Below are 14,582 nucleotides of genomic sequence, written 5' to 3'. Positions count from 1 at the left end.
TCGTCACGGGTTTGGACAACCTCGGTTGGAAAAACTTGCGCGGGATGGGGTAAAAAAAAGTTATAGCTATACATTTATAACCCCGGGACAAGGGATAAGCTGGCTCGATGGGTGGGGGTTAGGCAGCTTTTGGGTGGTTGTCTAAAGGCTTCGCCCGATGTTCGCCTGATGTTCGCCCACTCATCGCCCACGTTTTAGTGGTAAATAAGTAAATTTAACACACGTGATATCTTGGCTATTTCGGGTAATTCCTGCCTTGTACAGGGGGTAGCGGGAGGCTTGCGGGTAGCTCGATGCGGGGATAAGTGTTGTATTGCACCGGGAAACGGGGAGGTGTTTATAGAGAAGGGTGTTTCTTGAGGTAGGCGAGCAGGGCTTCCATGACGGAAATGCCCGAGTGTATCCCCTTGCCTTTGCCCGGGAAGGAGTACTCGGCGTTGATGTAATTATTCAAGGCGACACGGTAACGCTTTCCGTTCGCGAGCGGGGTGCCGGAATGGTCTTTCAAGAGGACGTCGATGCCTTTGCCCGTGCTGTCGCGGGTGATGGAAAAGGTACCTCCCGCCATGAGCAAGTCCGTGAACGGGTATTTTCGAAGTTCGTTGAAGCGGTTCAGCAGGAGGAGTTTTATATCTTCGGCGGTCATCTCCTGAATGACGATATGGTTGCCGAAAGGTTCTATCTCGAGTAAGGTTTCCAGCGTGATGTCGCCCGGCGGGATAAGGGTTTTGCGGATGCCCCCGAGATTGTAGAAAGCGAAGTCGCCGCGAGTGGCTTCCCGCGTGGCGGTTGTCACGATGTGTCCTGTCATCTCTTGGGACAACGGGCGGGATGTATGCCCCATGATCTTTTTAAATTCCGGTCTGTCGTAAAATTGGTTTACCAGATCGAGGATTCGGGGCTCGGGACGGGTAATCGTGTCGATGTTGACGGAGCGGAATGAACGGTGAATCAGCTTCTTGCCGGAGAATTTCAGTATCGTGACTCCGGCATATTTCAGCGCGATTCCAGACTGTCCTATCATGACGTCGTTTATGGACTTGGCTGTGTCCAGCAAGGTGTGCGTGTGACCGCCGATGATGACGTCCAGTTCGGGCATGGACATCGCGAGCACGGAATCGGCGTCTACTCCCAAGTGGGTGATGGCGATGAGGGCATCGCTGTTTTGTTTCAAGTATTTGTACCGGGCAGCAGTCTGTCGGTAGTCGTCGAAAGTGATTCCGGTGAAATGATCGGGATTGGCGTCGGGAAGCCCGTTCGTGGTTTGCGTCAGCCCGATGAAGCATAGTTCAAGCCCGTTGACCGTCATGGAATGATAGGGAGCTATCGTGTCCAACGCGGCACGGGAGGAGTTGATGTTAGCGCAAATGATGGGGAAGGAGGCGTCATTTATTCTTCGGCGTAGAGTTTCCTGCCCGTAGTCGCACTCGTGATTTCCCAGTGTGGCGACCGCATACCCCAACGCATCCATGAGCGTGATAATGGGTTTGCCCCGTTCCTCGGCGTAGTCCACGTAAGGATTGCCCGTGAAACGGTCGCCCGCGTCAACGAGAATCACGTTCGGGTGTTCGGCTTTCACGCGTTCCACGAATGTCGCCAACTTGGGGAATTGGTCGATATGCCCGTGAATGTCGTTGGTGGAGATGATGACGATTTCCTTTTCCGCCGTTTTTGTCCGGCAACCGACAAGCAGCAAAAAGATGTACAAGAGTATGTACCGGTAGCGAATACCGGAATAGAAGTTCACCCGTTTGTTTGCCCGCTCGTGTTTCATCGTATCTTTTTATCGGGCGGCAAATATAGTCAAAATCAGCGTATATTAATACAGGTAGCGTGCTTTGAATTTGGGGATGTCTACATGTAATACCTTCACGAGGAAGTTCTCCACGCTGCCGTGATCTTGTTTTATCCGGTCGATCGCGGCTTGCAGAAATTCCCGTTTCACCGTGAGCACGGGTTTAAGACCGGGGTTTTGTTCCAGTTCCTTGGCGTATTTGTCGCCGAGGTAATGGTTGGAGGCGAGATAATCTTCCATGATGATCGCCTCGTCCACCCCCAAGGCGTACAGGATGAGCGCGGCAGCCGTACCCGTGCGGTCTTTCCCGGCGGAACAATGGAAGAGCAGGGGGACTCGCGTGCTGTCTTGCAATAATTGGAAGAATGTTCTGTACCGTTCAATAAATGGTTCCTCGGTGACCAGATGCACGTATATTTGAGTCATGAGGCTGTCGAGTTGTTCGGGACCGAGATCGGAGAAATTCACGAGGGTGAGCACGTTGCCGGGTTCAATGGATAGCTTGTAGGCATGGCGGGTTGAGCCGGGTAGTTTGTCCGGGGCATTGGCGATTTCCTTCGGTCCCCTGAAGTCCACGACGGAGGTGACGGGAATGCTTGACAGGTAATGTAAATCGGCTTCCGTCAGTTTGTGCAAATCGTCGGAACGGAATAGTTTACCCCATTTGACGTGCCGCCCGTCTTGAGTCGGGAATCCGCCCAAGTCACGAAAGTTATACCCGCCCGCCATAGGGAGTTGCCTCTCGGAGAAGGTGAACGTTTCTCGCGGGGTGACGAGCCGGTAATATTTTTTCTCCGGGGAGGGGATGGTTATGCTGTTGGTTGTTGTATTACTGGAATTACCATTGCCAATCGGGGTTTGTAGCGTGTCGAGCGCATCGATGGAAGAAGCCTCGAATAGTGCCCAATCTCCATCGACTTGTAAGGTTATTGTCGTTTCTTTCGTGTTTTTGTTGACAGTAATCTCTGCCATATCAGGCGTGGCATACCCGTTCGCGAGCGTTTTGTCAGGTGTCTTGTCTTTACATGAATGGCATACGATGGTCGTGGTAATAATAATTATGGCTACTCTCATAATGTTCTGTATTTTAATCGTGTTGGTGTTTACAAATATGCGAAAAATAATTAAGTCTGTCAAGTCTGTAAGGTCTATAAAGTTTATAAGGTCAATGGCCCCCTGCGGGGACGCTTTGCTCACGGTAGCTTGGGCTGCCGATAAACGACATCCGAAGGATACCCGTGACTTGTCATGTATCTTTAAAAGTTTACAATAAATTCTTAATGTTTTCATAACACGGGTTTCGTGGTGCGGTTTTTGTCAGTAACCCATGTATAACCCCTTAAAAATAAAGTTATGAAGACAGCTTTGTTTTTTGAAAACGATCAACTTTGCCATCTTGACGAGAATACCCGCAGGAAGGAAATCAGAGTTTCAACTATTACCACGGAGGAAGATAAAGTTGTTTCTATCAAAAACAGCGAGGTGAAGATCCGTAACTTTAATAATTTTGTTTCTTGGTTAGTTGACCGCGGAATTAAAATGATTTACGTTTCCGGTATTGACGAGAAGATTATGCGTTTTTTTGAACAAGTCAAGATTATCGTGAACGTGAAGGAGAAATCGGATCGAACGCTTTTATTGGCAGAAATTACATCAAGGGACTGAAAATGTCCCTTTTTTACAATATAGCAAACGCGTAAAACATTATCTTTGTTATGTTGTTTAAAAGAATATACCGGTAGTATGCAGTCATTCAGAATGATAAAGCCCGCCCCGGAGTTGGCTCGATACGTGAGGCATTATTGGATTTTGGAAGAGGACGCGGTACTGCCTGTTTCCGAACGGGTGTTGCCTGTCGGTTGTGTGCAATTGGTGTTTCATAAAGGAGAATCCCTGTTTTTATTGAAAGAAGGAAAATTACAACCTCGCGCGATGATTTGCGGTCACACGTTCGGCTTCTCGGATGTCCTCTCGACGGGGCGGATAGAGATGCTCACGGTTGTATTCCAGCCTTATGCCGCCAAAGCCTTTCTCCATATCCCGGTACGCTTGTTTCACGGGCAGAGCGTGGCTATGGAGGACGTGGAGGATAAGGATTTCAAGTTATTGACAACGCGAGTAACGGACACGACCGATCAGGACGAGTGTATCCGGTTGATCGAGCGTTTTTTGATTCGCCGCCTGTATACGTTCCCGGAATATAACTTGAAACGTGTTGTTGCCGCCTTGCACGAGATAAATGTTTGCCCGAGTGTCGATATCCCTCGCTTGGCGGATGTCGCTTGTCTGGGAGATAAACAATTCCGTCGGGTGTTTATGGATTACATGGGGACGACACCCAAGGAGTTTATACGTATCGTGCGGATGCAGCGGGCTTTGTTTATGTTGCAACAGGACGGGGCTACCCCCTTCGCTCAAGTCGCGTACGCTTGCGGTTTTTCGGATCAGTCCCACATGATCAAAGAGTTTAAATTCTTTTCCGGGTACACCCCGGCGGAATATTTGACTATTTGCGTACCTTATTCCGATTATTTTTCCCATATGTAAGGATGTCCGTTTTTTTCTATCCGGGGAGAGGCGGTGTTCTTATTTTTGCCTTGTCTTTATAGAGGCATAGTAGTAACCAATAAAAAAGAACAAGATGAAAAACTTAATTGCATTTTTCGAGATTCCGGCTGTCGATTTCAAACGGGCTGTCGATTTCTATGAAACCGTATTTGACCTGCAACTCGCCGTTTTTGAATGCGAGCACGAGAAAATGGCGTGCTTTATCGAGGACGGACAAACTGTCGGCGCCGTCGCTTGGGCTCCCGAATTTAAACCGTCGGCGGGAGGAGTGCTTGTACACTTCCGTTGCAACAATATAGAGGAAGCCATCCGGAGGGTTCGGAAAAAAGGCGGCGATGTCGTCATCCCGAAGACCAGAATAGAGGCGGAATGCGGGGGATATTTCGCCGTGTGCACGGATAGCGAGGGGAATCGCTTCGGGGTGTACAAGGAGAAATAGTTAAAAGTCCGTAAGGTCTATAAGGTCCATAAGGTCAGTAAAGTCCATAAGGTCACGGGAGTTCTTGGAGCAGAGTTTAATGGACTTTATAGACCTTACGGACTTTATGAACCTTATGGACTAATATATTTGTTTCCTTTTCAAGTAGATGTAGGATTGTATTCCCAACATGGCAACAAACAGGTATTCAGCCGTCAAGTATACCGCCAGCGGTGTCGTGAAGCAATAGCTCAACACGTACAGGTATATCAGGTAAACGATTATCGTCGTCACTTGAAAGATGAATGCTGTCCGGGTATCTCCCGTGCCGGTCAAGGCACTGATGTAGACGAACCCGGGTATGGCAAACAGGTAATTCAGTAACATGACGATAAACGGGGTGGACGCGATTTCAATCAAGCGCGTGTTGTCGGTGTAGCATCCCATGATTTGCCGGCTGAAAAGCAGGGCAAGCACAATCAAGGGCAACCCGATGGCGTACCCCAGTTTCAGTATCTTGCGGCAGAGCGGAAAAAGTTGAGTCCCTTTCCCTTCGCCGATCAAGTTACTCACGAGCGAAGCCGTCGTGGCGCCGAACGAGTTGACAATCACGAAAAAGAGTGTCGAAACACTTCTGGTGATATTGGATACCGCCAGTTGCACTTCACCCAATCTCTCGATGGCGATAAAGAACAGGAACCACGGGGCTGTGCTGAAGAACGAGTGCATCATGCTCCATCCGGACAATCGCAGTACCGCTTTTAATAGCTTGCCGTCATACACCATTTGTAATCCGTATTTCACTTTATCCGTCACGCGTAGCGTGTAGATAAGAATGATAAGCAATGAACCCGCTTCCGCGAACGAGGATGCCATTGCCGCTCCCGCTATGCCTAAATCAAGCCCGAAGATAAACAGGTAATTGCATGGAATGTTGATAATGACAGCCGTGAGCGCTACCAGTGTCAATACCTTGGTTTTGGTAATCCCGACATAAAAAGAACGGAATGCCAAAAATGGGAAGGAGAAAAGCAACCCGAAGCACCGCCAGTTCAAGTAATCTATGACCGCTTGATAGATTTGGGGTGAACTGATAAAATATTGCATGACGGGCGGGGTTATCCAATACGAAACGAGGATTAACGCCACCGCCAATCCACAGAGGAAAAACAGTCCTTGAAAGAATGTCCTGCCTGTCTTTTCATATTGCTGTTCCCCGTTCTTGCGTGCGATCATGACTTGCAACCCGAGACTGAACCCGAAACCCAGAATATAGATCGCCATGTAATAAACGCACGCCAAAGCGGACGCACCCAGTTCGACTTCTCCCACGTGCCCGAGGAAAAGGGCGTCGGTGATATTAATTAATTGCTCCATTAATATGCTCATCATCACCGGGTAGTTGATGAGCCAGATTTGTTTATAAGTATAATTCATCTCTTCATTCGATGGTTCGAAATATGTAGAGTCAAAAGTTTATAAGGTTCGTAAAGTTCATAAAGTAATGAACCTCGCGGGTGTTTTATAAACTCGAAATCTTATTTCGAAATTCGTAAATAATTGAAAATAAAACTCTCTACCGAACCGGTATGGTTCGTTTGTGCTGAATAGCTTTTTTTAGGTAAGTGCTATTCCCGGGGCGTAGCTATATGCAGAGTTTCATAAATGGATGAATATTCTTTTGTCAATGTTACATGTTACAAATGTAGTGATAATTTATCAAACCTGCTATCTATACAGGCACTGATATCTGTCGTGACGAATTTGCCGTTGTAGAATAAACTGAAAATCGTGGCAGGAGTCGGGGCGGCTTGGGCTTGCTCCATGGTTTCCAGTTTGATTATTTTCAACGGAATGTTTCTACTTTGGGCTGTTGCTGTTAAAGACTCTCGGATATGGTATTCCGTGAACGGGCAACGGTTCGAGTAATAGGCTACCAGTCCCTCTTTATCCGGACATTCGCCACTGACCGCGTTCGCGTGGAATTTAGGTAATGCCGCATCCGGTTTCAATCTTTTCACCAGAAGGCTGAAGCCCGAAGGGGTTTTCTCGACCGTTTCGAACCCTTGTAGTAAAAACCACTTCGCGTCACTCATGAAATGAAATTTCTTGGTTCCGACCACGGTCACCAATCCCGTTTTGCCTTGTGCCGTGGCGTCGTCAATGGCGGATTGCAGCAACGCTTTGGCATATCCTTTGCCCTTGTATTGTCCGGCAACCCAAAGGCAGTTGATCATCAGGTAACCGGGAGCATCTACCGGGAGCCATGCTTTCTCCGCGGGGCAGTATTCTATAAAAACCTTCGCTCGTTCATCGAGTCGCCGGAACACGTACCCGTTGTCAAATTCTCTCTTCAGCCATTCCTTTTTCAGCTCGTAGCTGTCCTTGCATTTCTTGTCGGAAAAGGCACAACAGATGTGTTCTTGGGCAATGTTCTTTTGGGTTAGGGTGATGAATCGTGGTTCCATAAGTTTGTATTTCGTGATTTTGTTATCGGCAAAGATACTATAATGCAATGGCTTTTTTATCTTTGTCGTGCAAAATAAAGAGGTTCGCTTATGTCACTAGAAAAAGTAAAACAATATTTCGACACCCTCGGTTTGGGACAACGGGTAATGGTATTGGCTCAATCGAGTGCCACCGTCGAGGAAGCGGCTGTCGCCGTGGGGTGTGAGCCGGAACGGATAGCTAAAACCATGTCTTTTCTGGCAGGGGAGGAAGCCATTTTAATCGTTACCGCCGGGGATGCCAAGGTGGATAATAAAAAATACAAGGAGAATTTTCATCACAAGGCAAAGATGATACCGGGAGAGTCCGTGGAACAGTATATCGGGCACGCCCCCGGTGGAGTATGCCCGTTTGCCATTCCCCCGGGAACGAAAGTTTATCTGGATGTGTCCCTCAAGCGCTTTGACATAGTCTATCCGGCGGCGGGAACAAGTAACAGTGCCGTCGAATTGTCAATCAAGGAGTTGGAAGATTGCTCTAACTACACGGCTTGGATTGACGTGTGCAAGGGGTGGAGGGAGGAATAAACCCGCTCGGCTTCCCGTGATACGTGAGAGTCAATTTGTGCATCGCCCGTGTCACGGCGACGTAAAGCATGCTCTTGTCGATGGGGGTGGAGTAGTTTTTATCGTCTACCCGCGGAACGATGACTTCGTCAAATTCCAACCCCTTCGCCATGTGGGCTGACGTGACGATGATGCCTTTCGCGAAAGCGGAACTCCGGTTGGAGAGGAAATAGATATTGGAGGTGTACGCTTTAAGTTTTTCCGTCATTTCCATGGCTTGTGCCTCGGTCTTGCAGATGATTCCCAGTGATTTGTGGTTCGAGGTCTTGAAGGTTGACAGGATGTTCGCGATACCGGATATTTCTTCTTCCATGTTCTTGAAATGGAGGATTGCGGGGTGTTCGCCATGTCGTATCACGGGTTCCAGTTCCTCGTTTGTCAGAATCTTTTGAGCGAAATCGGTAATCTCGAAAGTCGAACGGTAACTTTTGCATAATTTCATTACTTCTCCCGTGATGAACGCTTTCCGGATCATGTCGGCTGTGGACGAACCGTAAGGGTTTACCGATTGGCAGGCGTCGCCGAGAACGGTTTTCCGGCAGGGATATAGTTTTTGGAGTACTTTGTACTGCACGGGTGAATAATCCTGCATCTCGTCGATCAGGAGATGCTTCACCCGGTGTCGGGCGGTATTCCCGTCCAGTGCCATATGCAGGTATGCCAAGGGTGCCAAATCGGCGTATTCCAGCGTGTGATTTTTCCGTGTCTTGAACATATCGGGTTGCCCGCTCCACTCGAAGAAATCCTTGTACACTTGAAGGTCGTTATTCCCGGTGAACATCTTTTGTATTTCCTTCTTCAGCAGGTTCTTTTCTGCGGTGGTTACAGTGAAACCGTATTTGACCTTCATCATGTCCAGAATGTAATCCGTCATCGTTTCGAACCGTTGGCGCATGGGGTACCGGTTGAAGCGGCGGAACTGCTCCTCTATAAATTCAGCCGGAATCGTGACGAGTCGGGTGAGTTGTACGTCTGTCGCTTTGAAATAGGTATTCTCCACGTGCAGGATGAACTTGTCCAGTCGCGAGATAAACTCGAAAGAAGCCTTGTACCGTATCCGCTCGATAAAGTCCGGAGCGGGTTTGTCGAGCAATTCCGTCACCTGCTCGAAGAAATTCCGGTATTTATATTTATTGTCGAGAATCCCCGATAGAATTTGCTCCATGCTGGTTTCGGGTACGGTTTCTTCGCCGAGTTCCGGAAGCACGTTGGAGATGTAGTCGGCAAAAACCTTGTTGGGCGAAACGATTAATATGTCCTTGGAAGAGATATCCCCTTTCTGGGCGTAGAGCAGGTAGGCGATGCGATGTAGCGCGATAGACGTTTTTCCTGACCCCGCAACTCCCTGTATGATAAGTACCGGGGCTTCCTCGTTCCGGATAATCCGGTTCTGTTCCCGCTGAATCGTGGTAACGATGTTTTTCATTTTGTCGTCGGTATTGGCGCTCAGCTCTTTTTGCAATATATCATCATGGACGGTCAGGGAACTTTCGAGCATGTACTCCATCTTCCCGTTCCGGATGCGGTATTGCCGTTTGAGCGAAATCTCCCCGTTAATCTCTCCTGCCGGGGAAGAATAAGCCGCTTCCCCCAATTCGTGATCGTAAAACATACTCGAAACGGGCGCCCGCCAGTCATAAATCAAGTTCATTTTTTGATTGGGATCATAGAACGTGTGTATCCCGATGTAGAGGGGCATGGTTTCGCTTCCCTCTTTTTTCTCTTTGAAATCTATCCGCCCGAAATAGGGAATTTCCAGAATCTTCCCTAGCCGCCGACGCTTGTCAATCACGCTTTCACCCGACGCGAAATGCCGCAGAATACTCTCCCGCATGGAACGTATCTCGTGAGGATCGATGTCTTTATTCGACCAGATGTAATCCTTGTACTCCTGCAACGTGTCCACGTGTTCCTTTACCGACTTGTCCGTGTTGTTTATTGTATCGTTGATGATACCGATGAGCTGGCGTAAATACTCTTTTTCCTGTTCTTCTGTTTTGTTGAAAACCATATACCTCTCCTTAGTTAAATAAAAATGCACGAAAAGAGGTACAAAGTTAATTCAACAGGATGAGGCGGTAAATAGTTATTTATAGCTATCTTTTATAGCAATTATTTTAAAAGCCCTAAATCCAATCCTTTATTGATTGCTTCGATAGAATTTTGCACGCCTAGTTTGCGAAGCAGATTCTGGCGGTGAATATTCACCGTGTGGATGCTGATGCCGAGTTGGTAAGCGATCTCCTTGCTCAGAAATCCTCTCTGTATCAAGTGTAATATTTCTATTTCCCGCTCGGTCAAGTCAATTCGCGGCAGGGATAATAGAGTCGGAGAAAATATCTCCCCGTTTTTAAGATTGAGCACCGTGCAGTCCACTTGTTCGTGCTTTTTCTGGTTGGGGGCGATATCCATATTCCCCACGATCAACCACGCTTTTCCCGTGCGTTCACGTTCCAGTACCTGTTGTCTGCTGATTACCCGTGTATATTGTCCTTTGGCATTGCGTACCCGGAAACTGTAAATATTGCAATAGTCATTCCGCTGTTCGGGAGGTAGGCTATAAATAAACCGGCTTAGTTTTATTTGTAATTTTTCCAATTGAGGGAAATCATCCGGGTGGAACCGGGATTCCAAGTAATCTCCCTGCCTTTCCAGTGTACAGATTTTACGACTATCATACCCTAATAAATCCGTGAAATTCGAGGAAGCGTATACATATTTGCCTTTATAAACATCCACCACGAACGAACAACTTCGGCTGATTCTCTCCATTTGGTGCAACATCGCCTTATCCCGCTCCCACACGGCATAATCAATATCCTCTGCCGCAAGGCATTGCCTTGCCCACATTTCTTCCCGGGTGATGTTGGTTGATTTCATGATGACTTTGTTTAATGATTTATATTACAATTCTTTTAATAGCTTGCCTACTGGCGTCAAACGGTATTTTTGTGACTTACTGTTGGGTTTGTTGGGGATTGTCATTTCCCATCCAATATTTTAATAAGTTCCTTGACTTGCGGGGTAACTTGCGGGTAACTTGCGGGGTAATCTATACGGTTTGTTTCAGAAGTCATGTTTTATAGAACAGTTTTGTGTTATGATTGAATGACAGACAAATTTACGTAAAAATCTTTGAATTATATGCTGTATAGAGAAAATAGGAACAAGAATCTGCTAAAACGAATACTTTATAAGATAACATTATAATAGTTGAATTTGTTTTAATATATTTGTCTTTATGCTTGAGAACTTGATTAACGGAGAACCTGTCAGACATCTTTACGTGATAGGAAATGGATTTGATCGATACCACGGGGCGAAATCCACTTATTGGGATTTCAGGGGGTATTTAATCAGGCATGATGACTTTGCGCTAAAGATGTTTGAACTCTTTTTCGGACCAAGGTCGATGATGAATAATTTTAAGTCGATAAAAGACTACTTGCTTTGCCTGCAATACGGGCGTGCTTTGCCCGCGCCGAGGAATACGTGGGCTTGTAAATGTTTGTGGAATGATTTCGAGAGATACCTCGGCGAGTTGAATCGGGAACGGGTATTTGACTTCGTGGATGAGGATTTATCTGAGTTGGACGAGGAAGAAGGTGGCTTTTACGCGAATTTCGATGCACTAATAGGGCGGGTAAGCGATATTGTAAAGGAGTGTTCTGTCGAGATGCAGTATCATTTCCATCGCTGGATTAATACCGTGCATTACGAGAAAGGGTTTAGGAAGAAAATGCTACAACTTGATGGAAATGCGGCTTTTTTGAACTTCAATTATACACTTTTTCTTGAAACTGAATATGGTATTCCTCGGGAGCAAATTGTGTATATACATGGAGAGCGAAGACAAAAGTTTGGAAAGTTGGTGCTGGGACATCGTGCGGAGAATGCTGAGGCGGTTTTTGACGAGTGGATTCATAAAAATAGAAACAAAAGAAGGTATCGTCCTAATTTGAAAGGGAAAAACGGGAGGTATTTCGCTAATGATAAGTTGGTGTATTTGACATTCTTTGCGGAAGATGAAGCAAAAGGTAGATGGCGGTTGCCTGTCAGGTATTATGCCGCAGATTTGATTGAAAAGCGTTTGGAGGATTATTATAAAGAAAACGTGAAACGATGCGGAGAGATTATAGACCGGAATCTGGAATTTTTCAAGTCATTGCGGGAATTGCAGGAGATAACGGTACTTGGACATTCTCTGGGCGACGTGGATTTACCTTATTTTAGGGCTATTCTTGACCATGTGGTTGCTCCGGAAGATTTGAAATGGAAATTTAGCTATCATACTGATGCTGATAAATGTAGAATTAAAAGATTTTGCCGACAACTGAAAATACCCGAAGCGGAAAATGACCAGTTGTTCAGTATGTCGGTTTTAAAACGTTAACTGGTCTTGCGCCTATTCGCGTATCCCATGAACCCCAATACGATTGGGTGGTACGTGACTTGTTAATTGCATCTTTTGGATGAGATTCTACTGTATAGGCGTATTTGAAGTTCTACTTTTGTGGGACTTCTTTGTGAAAACCAGAGTTGTTGGTAGGTGCGTCAGGCATTCGAAAACTGCTTGTGAATGGTTATGAGGATAGGTGAAAATCTATCCTCTTTTTAATTTCAACTTTCTTTCCCTGTTATCGCTACTTTTATCACACCATCCAGTTTATTCTCGAAAACACGATATGCTTCTTCTATTTTGTTTAAGGGGAACCGATGTGTGACGAGTGGGGTGGTATCAATCTTGCCTTCTTCTATCAAGTGAAGAATCTCGGCGCAATCGCAACCATCCACGCCCCCGGTCTTGAAAGTAAGGTTTTTACCGTACATGTCGGGTAAAGGTAGAAGTTGCGGTTTGTCGTAAAGAGCAACCACGGTTACGATGGCGTTGGGGCGGGCGTATTCCCATGCCATACGGAAGGTGTCATCGCTTCCGGCTACTTCCAACACGACATCAGCCCCTCCGTGGTCACTGTGCTGAAGCACGAATTCTTTGCATCTTTCCGGTTCGGTCACCAGTACATCGGGATAGTGTTCCCAAATAAATTGAATCCTTTCCGGGGACTTTTCGCAAACAATAATTCTTTTTGGCTTCTTCAGCATCACGCAAAGCAGGGTACATATTCCGGTGGGTCCGGCTCCAATGACAAGTACGGTATCGTCTTCCGTGATTTCCGAAATACGTGTAGCCCAAAATCCGGTGGCAAGCACGTCGCCCACGAAAAGAGCCTGTTCATCGCTTACCGCATCGGGAATGCGGTTGAGTCCGCTGTCAGCATAGGGAACACGAATGTATTCAGCCTGTCCGCCGTCAATGCGGCACCCCAAAGCCCAACCGCCATTGGGGTCGGTACAGTTGTTCACGAATCCCTTTTTGCAGAAAAAACACTCTCCACAGAAGGTTTCCACGTTCACGACCACTCTGTCCCCGGGGTTCACGGTAGTAACGTCGGCTCCCGTTTGTTCTACAACACCCACCATTTCATGCCCAACGGTAATGCCCGGTACGGCACGAGGTACACTACCGTGTTTGATGTGTAAATCACTCGTGCAAATACTTCCAAGCGTGACACGCACGATAGCATCTCGTGAATCTTTTATTTGAGGTATCGGCTTCTCTTGGAATCTGAAGTTCCCTTTGCTTATGTATGTGTATGCTAACATTTAATCGTAATATATACTTTGATATTAAAATTGATAAGAAGCATTTTTCTTTCAGGTTTCAAATATAGTTTTTTAATCTCGAAGGAGAGATTTTAGAGTACTGAATTAGAAGAAAAAGGTGTTAGTTTTTGAGTTAATAGCTATTATTGCTGATATTCAGTCACGACCCATTTACCCGTTCGGTCGGAGCCTTCTCTTTTAATTATGCCCTTTTTGGTTAGTTGTGATAAGTGGTGTTTTATACTTCCCTCGGTACTGTTTAACAGGTAAATCAATTCCTTTCTTGTAATAGTTGGATTTGCTTTGATTGCATCAATTATTTGTTGTTGGGTTGTTTTATTTTTCTGGATGTTTTCTGGATGTTTTCTGGATGTTTTCTGGATGTTTTTTGAGTGTCTGTTCCAAAGCCTTCCTCAAAGTATTTTTTCGATACATTTTCAACTACCCTAAAAGCAGTATGGAGAGAGAAATCAAATATTGCTTCTCCATAACCATTTTCCTGTAATTCTTTTTGAACCCTATATACTCCTCTACTAAAGCGATTGACGTACCCCAATACCTTCATCGCTTCTGCAATGAACGGGTTTCTATAATCACTTACATTGGGAAAGTTTATTGGGCTAACTTTACCATATAGTCCTCCCGGATTTTGTATTTCAATACGATCGTCATATTCATAAAATTGAATTGTCGTATGCACCAATCATCAAGTAACCATTCTTTCCGTCACCTGAAAGGTCATTGGAAAAAGCACATATCGCCTGACAGAACTTATCCATATCGTTCTTGGATATTGTTCGCTCTACTCTATGACATTCTGTGTCGTTTAGGAGTTGAAGTATTTCTTGTTTGGTGAGCATATTCTAATTTTAATGAATTATTAATATCGTCTACTGGTATTGCCTTGTCTGTATTTCTTCTTTAGTGATGCCAATTGGGTGCATAAGATTTCTCGTTCAAGGATGAATTTGTTATTCAAAAATACTATAAATTTACGATAAGGAGAAAACTTCATTCAGAAAATCTTGTGGTATATTAAATCTTAGGAAGGTTATGTCTTTAT

General features: G+C 45.9%; 15 protein-coding genes. 5 read left to right on the top strand and 10 right to left on the bottom strand.

What is annotated here, in order from left to right; translation table 11 throughout:
• Positions 1-337: 337 nt before the first annotated feature.
• On the bottom strand, positions 338-1,774 hold the full coding sequence (locus tag Q5866_RS11500) for a bifunctional UDP-sugar hydrolase/5'-nucleotidase (protein WP_303180343.1): 1,437 nt from the start codon (positions 1,772-1,774) through the stop codon (positions 338-340).
• Between the two features lie 45 nt (positions 1,775-1,819).
• Positions 1,820-2,869 (bottom strand): tyrosine-protein phosphatase, encoded by a 1,050-nt coding sequence (locus tag Q5866_RS11495; RefSeq protein WP_303180341.1) that lies wholly within the window; start codon positions 2,867-2,869, stop codon positions 1,820-1,822.
• 279 nt (positions 2,870-3,148) lie between these two features.
• Between Q5866_RS11495 and Q5866_RS11490 the strand changes: the two genes are divergently transcribed.
• The 3 genes from Q5866_RS11490 (at position 3,149) to Q5866_RS11480 (ending at position 4,802) form a co-directional block, all read left to right on the top strand.
• Positions 3,149-3,460 carry a hypothetical protein gene (locus tag Q5866_RS11490; RefSeq protein WP_186978626.1) on the top strand — a complete coding sequence of 104 codons (312 nt, stop codon included), beginning with the start codon at positions 3,149-3,151 and terminating at the stop codon, positions 3,458-3,460.
• Positions 3,461-3,538: 78 nt separating this feature from the next.
• Positions 3,539-4,342: a helix-turn-helix domain-containing protein gene (locus Q5866_RS11485; RefSeq protein ID WP_303180339.1), complete on the top strand. Its 804-nt coding sequence runs from the start codon at positions 3,539-3,541 to the stop codon at positions 4,340-4,342.
• A gap of 94 nt (positions 4,343-4,436) precedes the next feature.
• Entirely contained in the window at positions 4,437-4,802 is a 366-nt protein-coding gene (locus Q5866_RS11480) for a VOC family protein (protein WP_303180337.1), read from the top strand.
• A 120-nt stretch (positions 4,803-4,922) separates the two neighbouring features.
• Here the strand turns inward: Q5866_RS11480 and Q5866_RS11475 are convergent, their stop codons facing one another.
• Entirely contained in the window at positions 4,923-6,218 is a 1,296-nt protein-coding gene (locus tag Q5866_RS11475) for an MATE family efflux transporter (protein WP_303180336.1), read from the bottom strand.
• Positions 6,219-6,478: 260 nt separating this feature from the next.
• Positions 6,479-7,249: an N-acetyltransferase gene (locus Q5866_RS11470; RefSeq protein WP_303180335.1), complete on the bottom strand. Its 771-nt coding sequence runs from the start codon at positions 7,247-7,249 to the stop codon at positions 6,479-6,481.
• A 90-nt stretch (positions 7,250-7,339) separates the two neighbouring features.
• Between Q5866_RS11470 and Q5866_RS11465 the strand changes: the two genes are divergently transcribed.
• Complete coding sequence (locus Q5866_RS11465) at positions 7,340-7,816, top strand: YbaK/EbsC family protein (protein WP_099290462.1); 477 nt, start codon at positions 7,340-7,342, stop codon at positions 7,814-7,816.
• Here the strand turns inward: Q5866_RS11465 and Q5866_RS11460 are convergent.
• The 3 genes from Q5866_RS11460 to Q5866_RS21080 form a co-directional block, all read right to left on the bottom strand.
• Positions 7,767-9,866 (bottom strand): UvrD-helicase domain-containing protein, encoded by a 2,100-nt coding sequence (locus tag Q5866_RS11460; RefSeq protein WP_303180333.1) that lies wholly within the window; start codon positions 9,864-9,866, stop codon positions 7,767-7,769. The genes Q5866_RS11465 and Q5866_RS11460 overlap by 50 nt on opposite strands.
• 101 nt (positions 9,867-9,967) lie before the next feature.
• Complete coding sequence (locus tag Q5866_RS11455) at positions 9,968-10,735, bottom strand: LuxR C-terminal-related transcriptional regulator (RefSeq protein WP_303180331.1); 768 nt, start codon at positions 10,733-10,735, stop codon at positions 9,968-9,970.
• Positions 10,736-10,759: 24 nt separating this feature from the next.
• Positions 10,760-10,840, bottom strand: coding sequence for a Fic family protein (locus Q5866_RS21080; RefSeq protein WP_366842434.1), 81 nt, complete (start codon positions 10,838-10,840; stop codon positions 10,760-10,762).
• Between the two features lie 256 nt (positions 10,841-11,096).
• Between Q5866_RS21080 and Q5866_RS11450 the strand changes: the two genes are divergently transcribed.
• Positions 11,097-12,248 carry a bacteriophage abortive infection AbiH family protein gene (locus Q5866_RS11450; RefSeq protein WP_303180330.1) on the top strand — a complete coding sequence of 384 codons (1,152 nt, stop codon included), beginning with the start codon at positions 11,097-11,099 and terminating at the stop codon, positions 12,246-12,248.
• Between the two features lie 227 nt (positions 12,249-12,475).
• Here Q5866_RS11450 and Q5866_RS11445 read toward each other — a convergent pair whose 3' ends face one another.
• The 3 genes from Q5866_RS11445 to Q5866_RS11440 all read right to left on the bottom strand — a co-directional run bounded on the left by Q5866_RS11445 (position 12,476) and on the right by Q5866_RS11440 (position 14,219).
• Positions 12,476-13,519 (bottom strand): alcohol dehydrogenase, encoded by a 1,044-nt coding sequence (locus Q5866_RS11445; protein ID WP_303180329.1) that lies wholly within the window; start codon positions 13,517-13,519, stop codon positions 12,476-12,478.
• 143 nt (positions 13,520-13,662) lie between these two features.
• Complete coding sequence (locus tag Q5866_RS21075) at positions 13,663-13,794, bottom strand: hypothetical protein (RefSeq protein WP_368502033.1); 132 nt, start codon at positions 13,792-13,794, stop codon at positions 13,663-13,665.
• Positions 13,795-13,835: 41 nt separating this feature from the next.
• Entirely contained in the window at positions 13,836-14,219 is a 384-nt protein-coding gene (locus Q5866_RS11440) for an ATP-binding protein (RefSeq protein WP_368502032.1), read from the bottom strand.
• Positions 14,220-14,582: the final 363 nt, after the last annotated feature.

This window comes from uncultured Butyricimonas sp., assembly GCF_959596855.1.
Lineage (GTDB): Bacteria > Bacteroidota > Bacteroidia > Bacteroidales > Marinifilaceae > Butyricimonas > Butyricimonas muris.
This window is presented reverse-complemented; position numbering and strand designations above follow the sequence as displayed.

Bases quoted from the DNA above. Each gene is read 5' to 3' on its own strand.
- Q5866_RS11500 (WP_303180343.1), bottom strand. From the start codon at position 1,774: ATGAAACACGAGCGGGCAAACAAACGGGTGAACTTCTATTCCGGTATT.
- Q5866_RS11495 (WP_303180341.1), bottom strand. From the start codon at position 2,869: ATGAGAGTAGCCATAATTATTATTACCACGACCATCGTATGCCATTCA.
- Q5866_RS11490 (WP_186978626.1), top strand. From the start codon at position 3,149: ATGAAGACAGCTTTGTTTTTTGAAAACGATCAACTTTGCCATCTTGAC.
- Q5866_RS11485 (WP_303180339.1), top strand. From the start codon at position 3,539: ATGCAGTCATTCAGAATGATAAAGCCCGCCCCGGAGTTGGCTCGATAC.
- Q5866_RS11480 (WP_303180337.1), top strand. From the start codon at position 4,437: ATGAAAAACTTAATTGCATTTTTCGAGATTCCGGCTGTCGATTTCAAA.
- Q5866_RS11475 (WP_303180336.1), bottom strand. From the start codon at position 6,218: ATGAATTATACTTATAAACAAATCTGGCTCATCAACTACCCGGTGATG.
- Q5866_RS11470 (WP_303180335.1), bottom strand. From the start codon at position 7,249: ATGGAACCACGATTCATCACCCTAACCCAAAAGAACATTGCCCAAGAA.
- Q5866_RS11465 (WP_099290462.1), top strand. From the start codon at position 7,340: ATGTCACTAGAAAAAGTAAAACAATATTTCGACACCCTCGGTTTGGGA.
- Q5866_RS11460 (WP_303180333.1), bottom strand. From the start codon at position 9,866: ATGGTTTTCAACAAAACAGAAGAACAGGAAAAAGAGTATTTACGCCAG.
- Q5866_RS11455 (WP_303180331.1), bottom strand. From the start codon at position 10,735: ATGAAATCAACCAACATCACCCGGGAAGAAATGTGGGCAAGGCAATGC.
- Q5866_RS21080 (WP_366842434.1), bottom strand. From the start codon at position 10,840: ATGACAATCCCCAACAAACCCAACAGTAAGTCACAAAAATACCGTTTG.
- Q5866_RS11450 (WP_303180330.1), top strand. From the start codon at position 11,097: ATGCTTGAGAACTTGATTAACGGAGAACCTGTCAGACATCTTTACGTG.
- Q5866_RS11445 (WP_303180329.1), bottom strand. From the start codon at position 13,519: ATGTTAGCATACACATACATAAGCAAAGGGAACTTCAGATTCCAAGAG.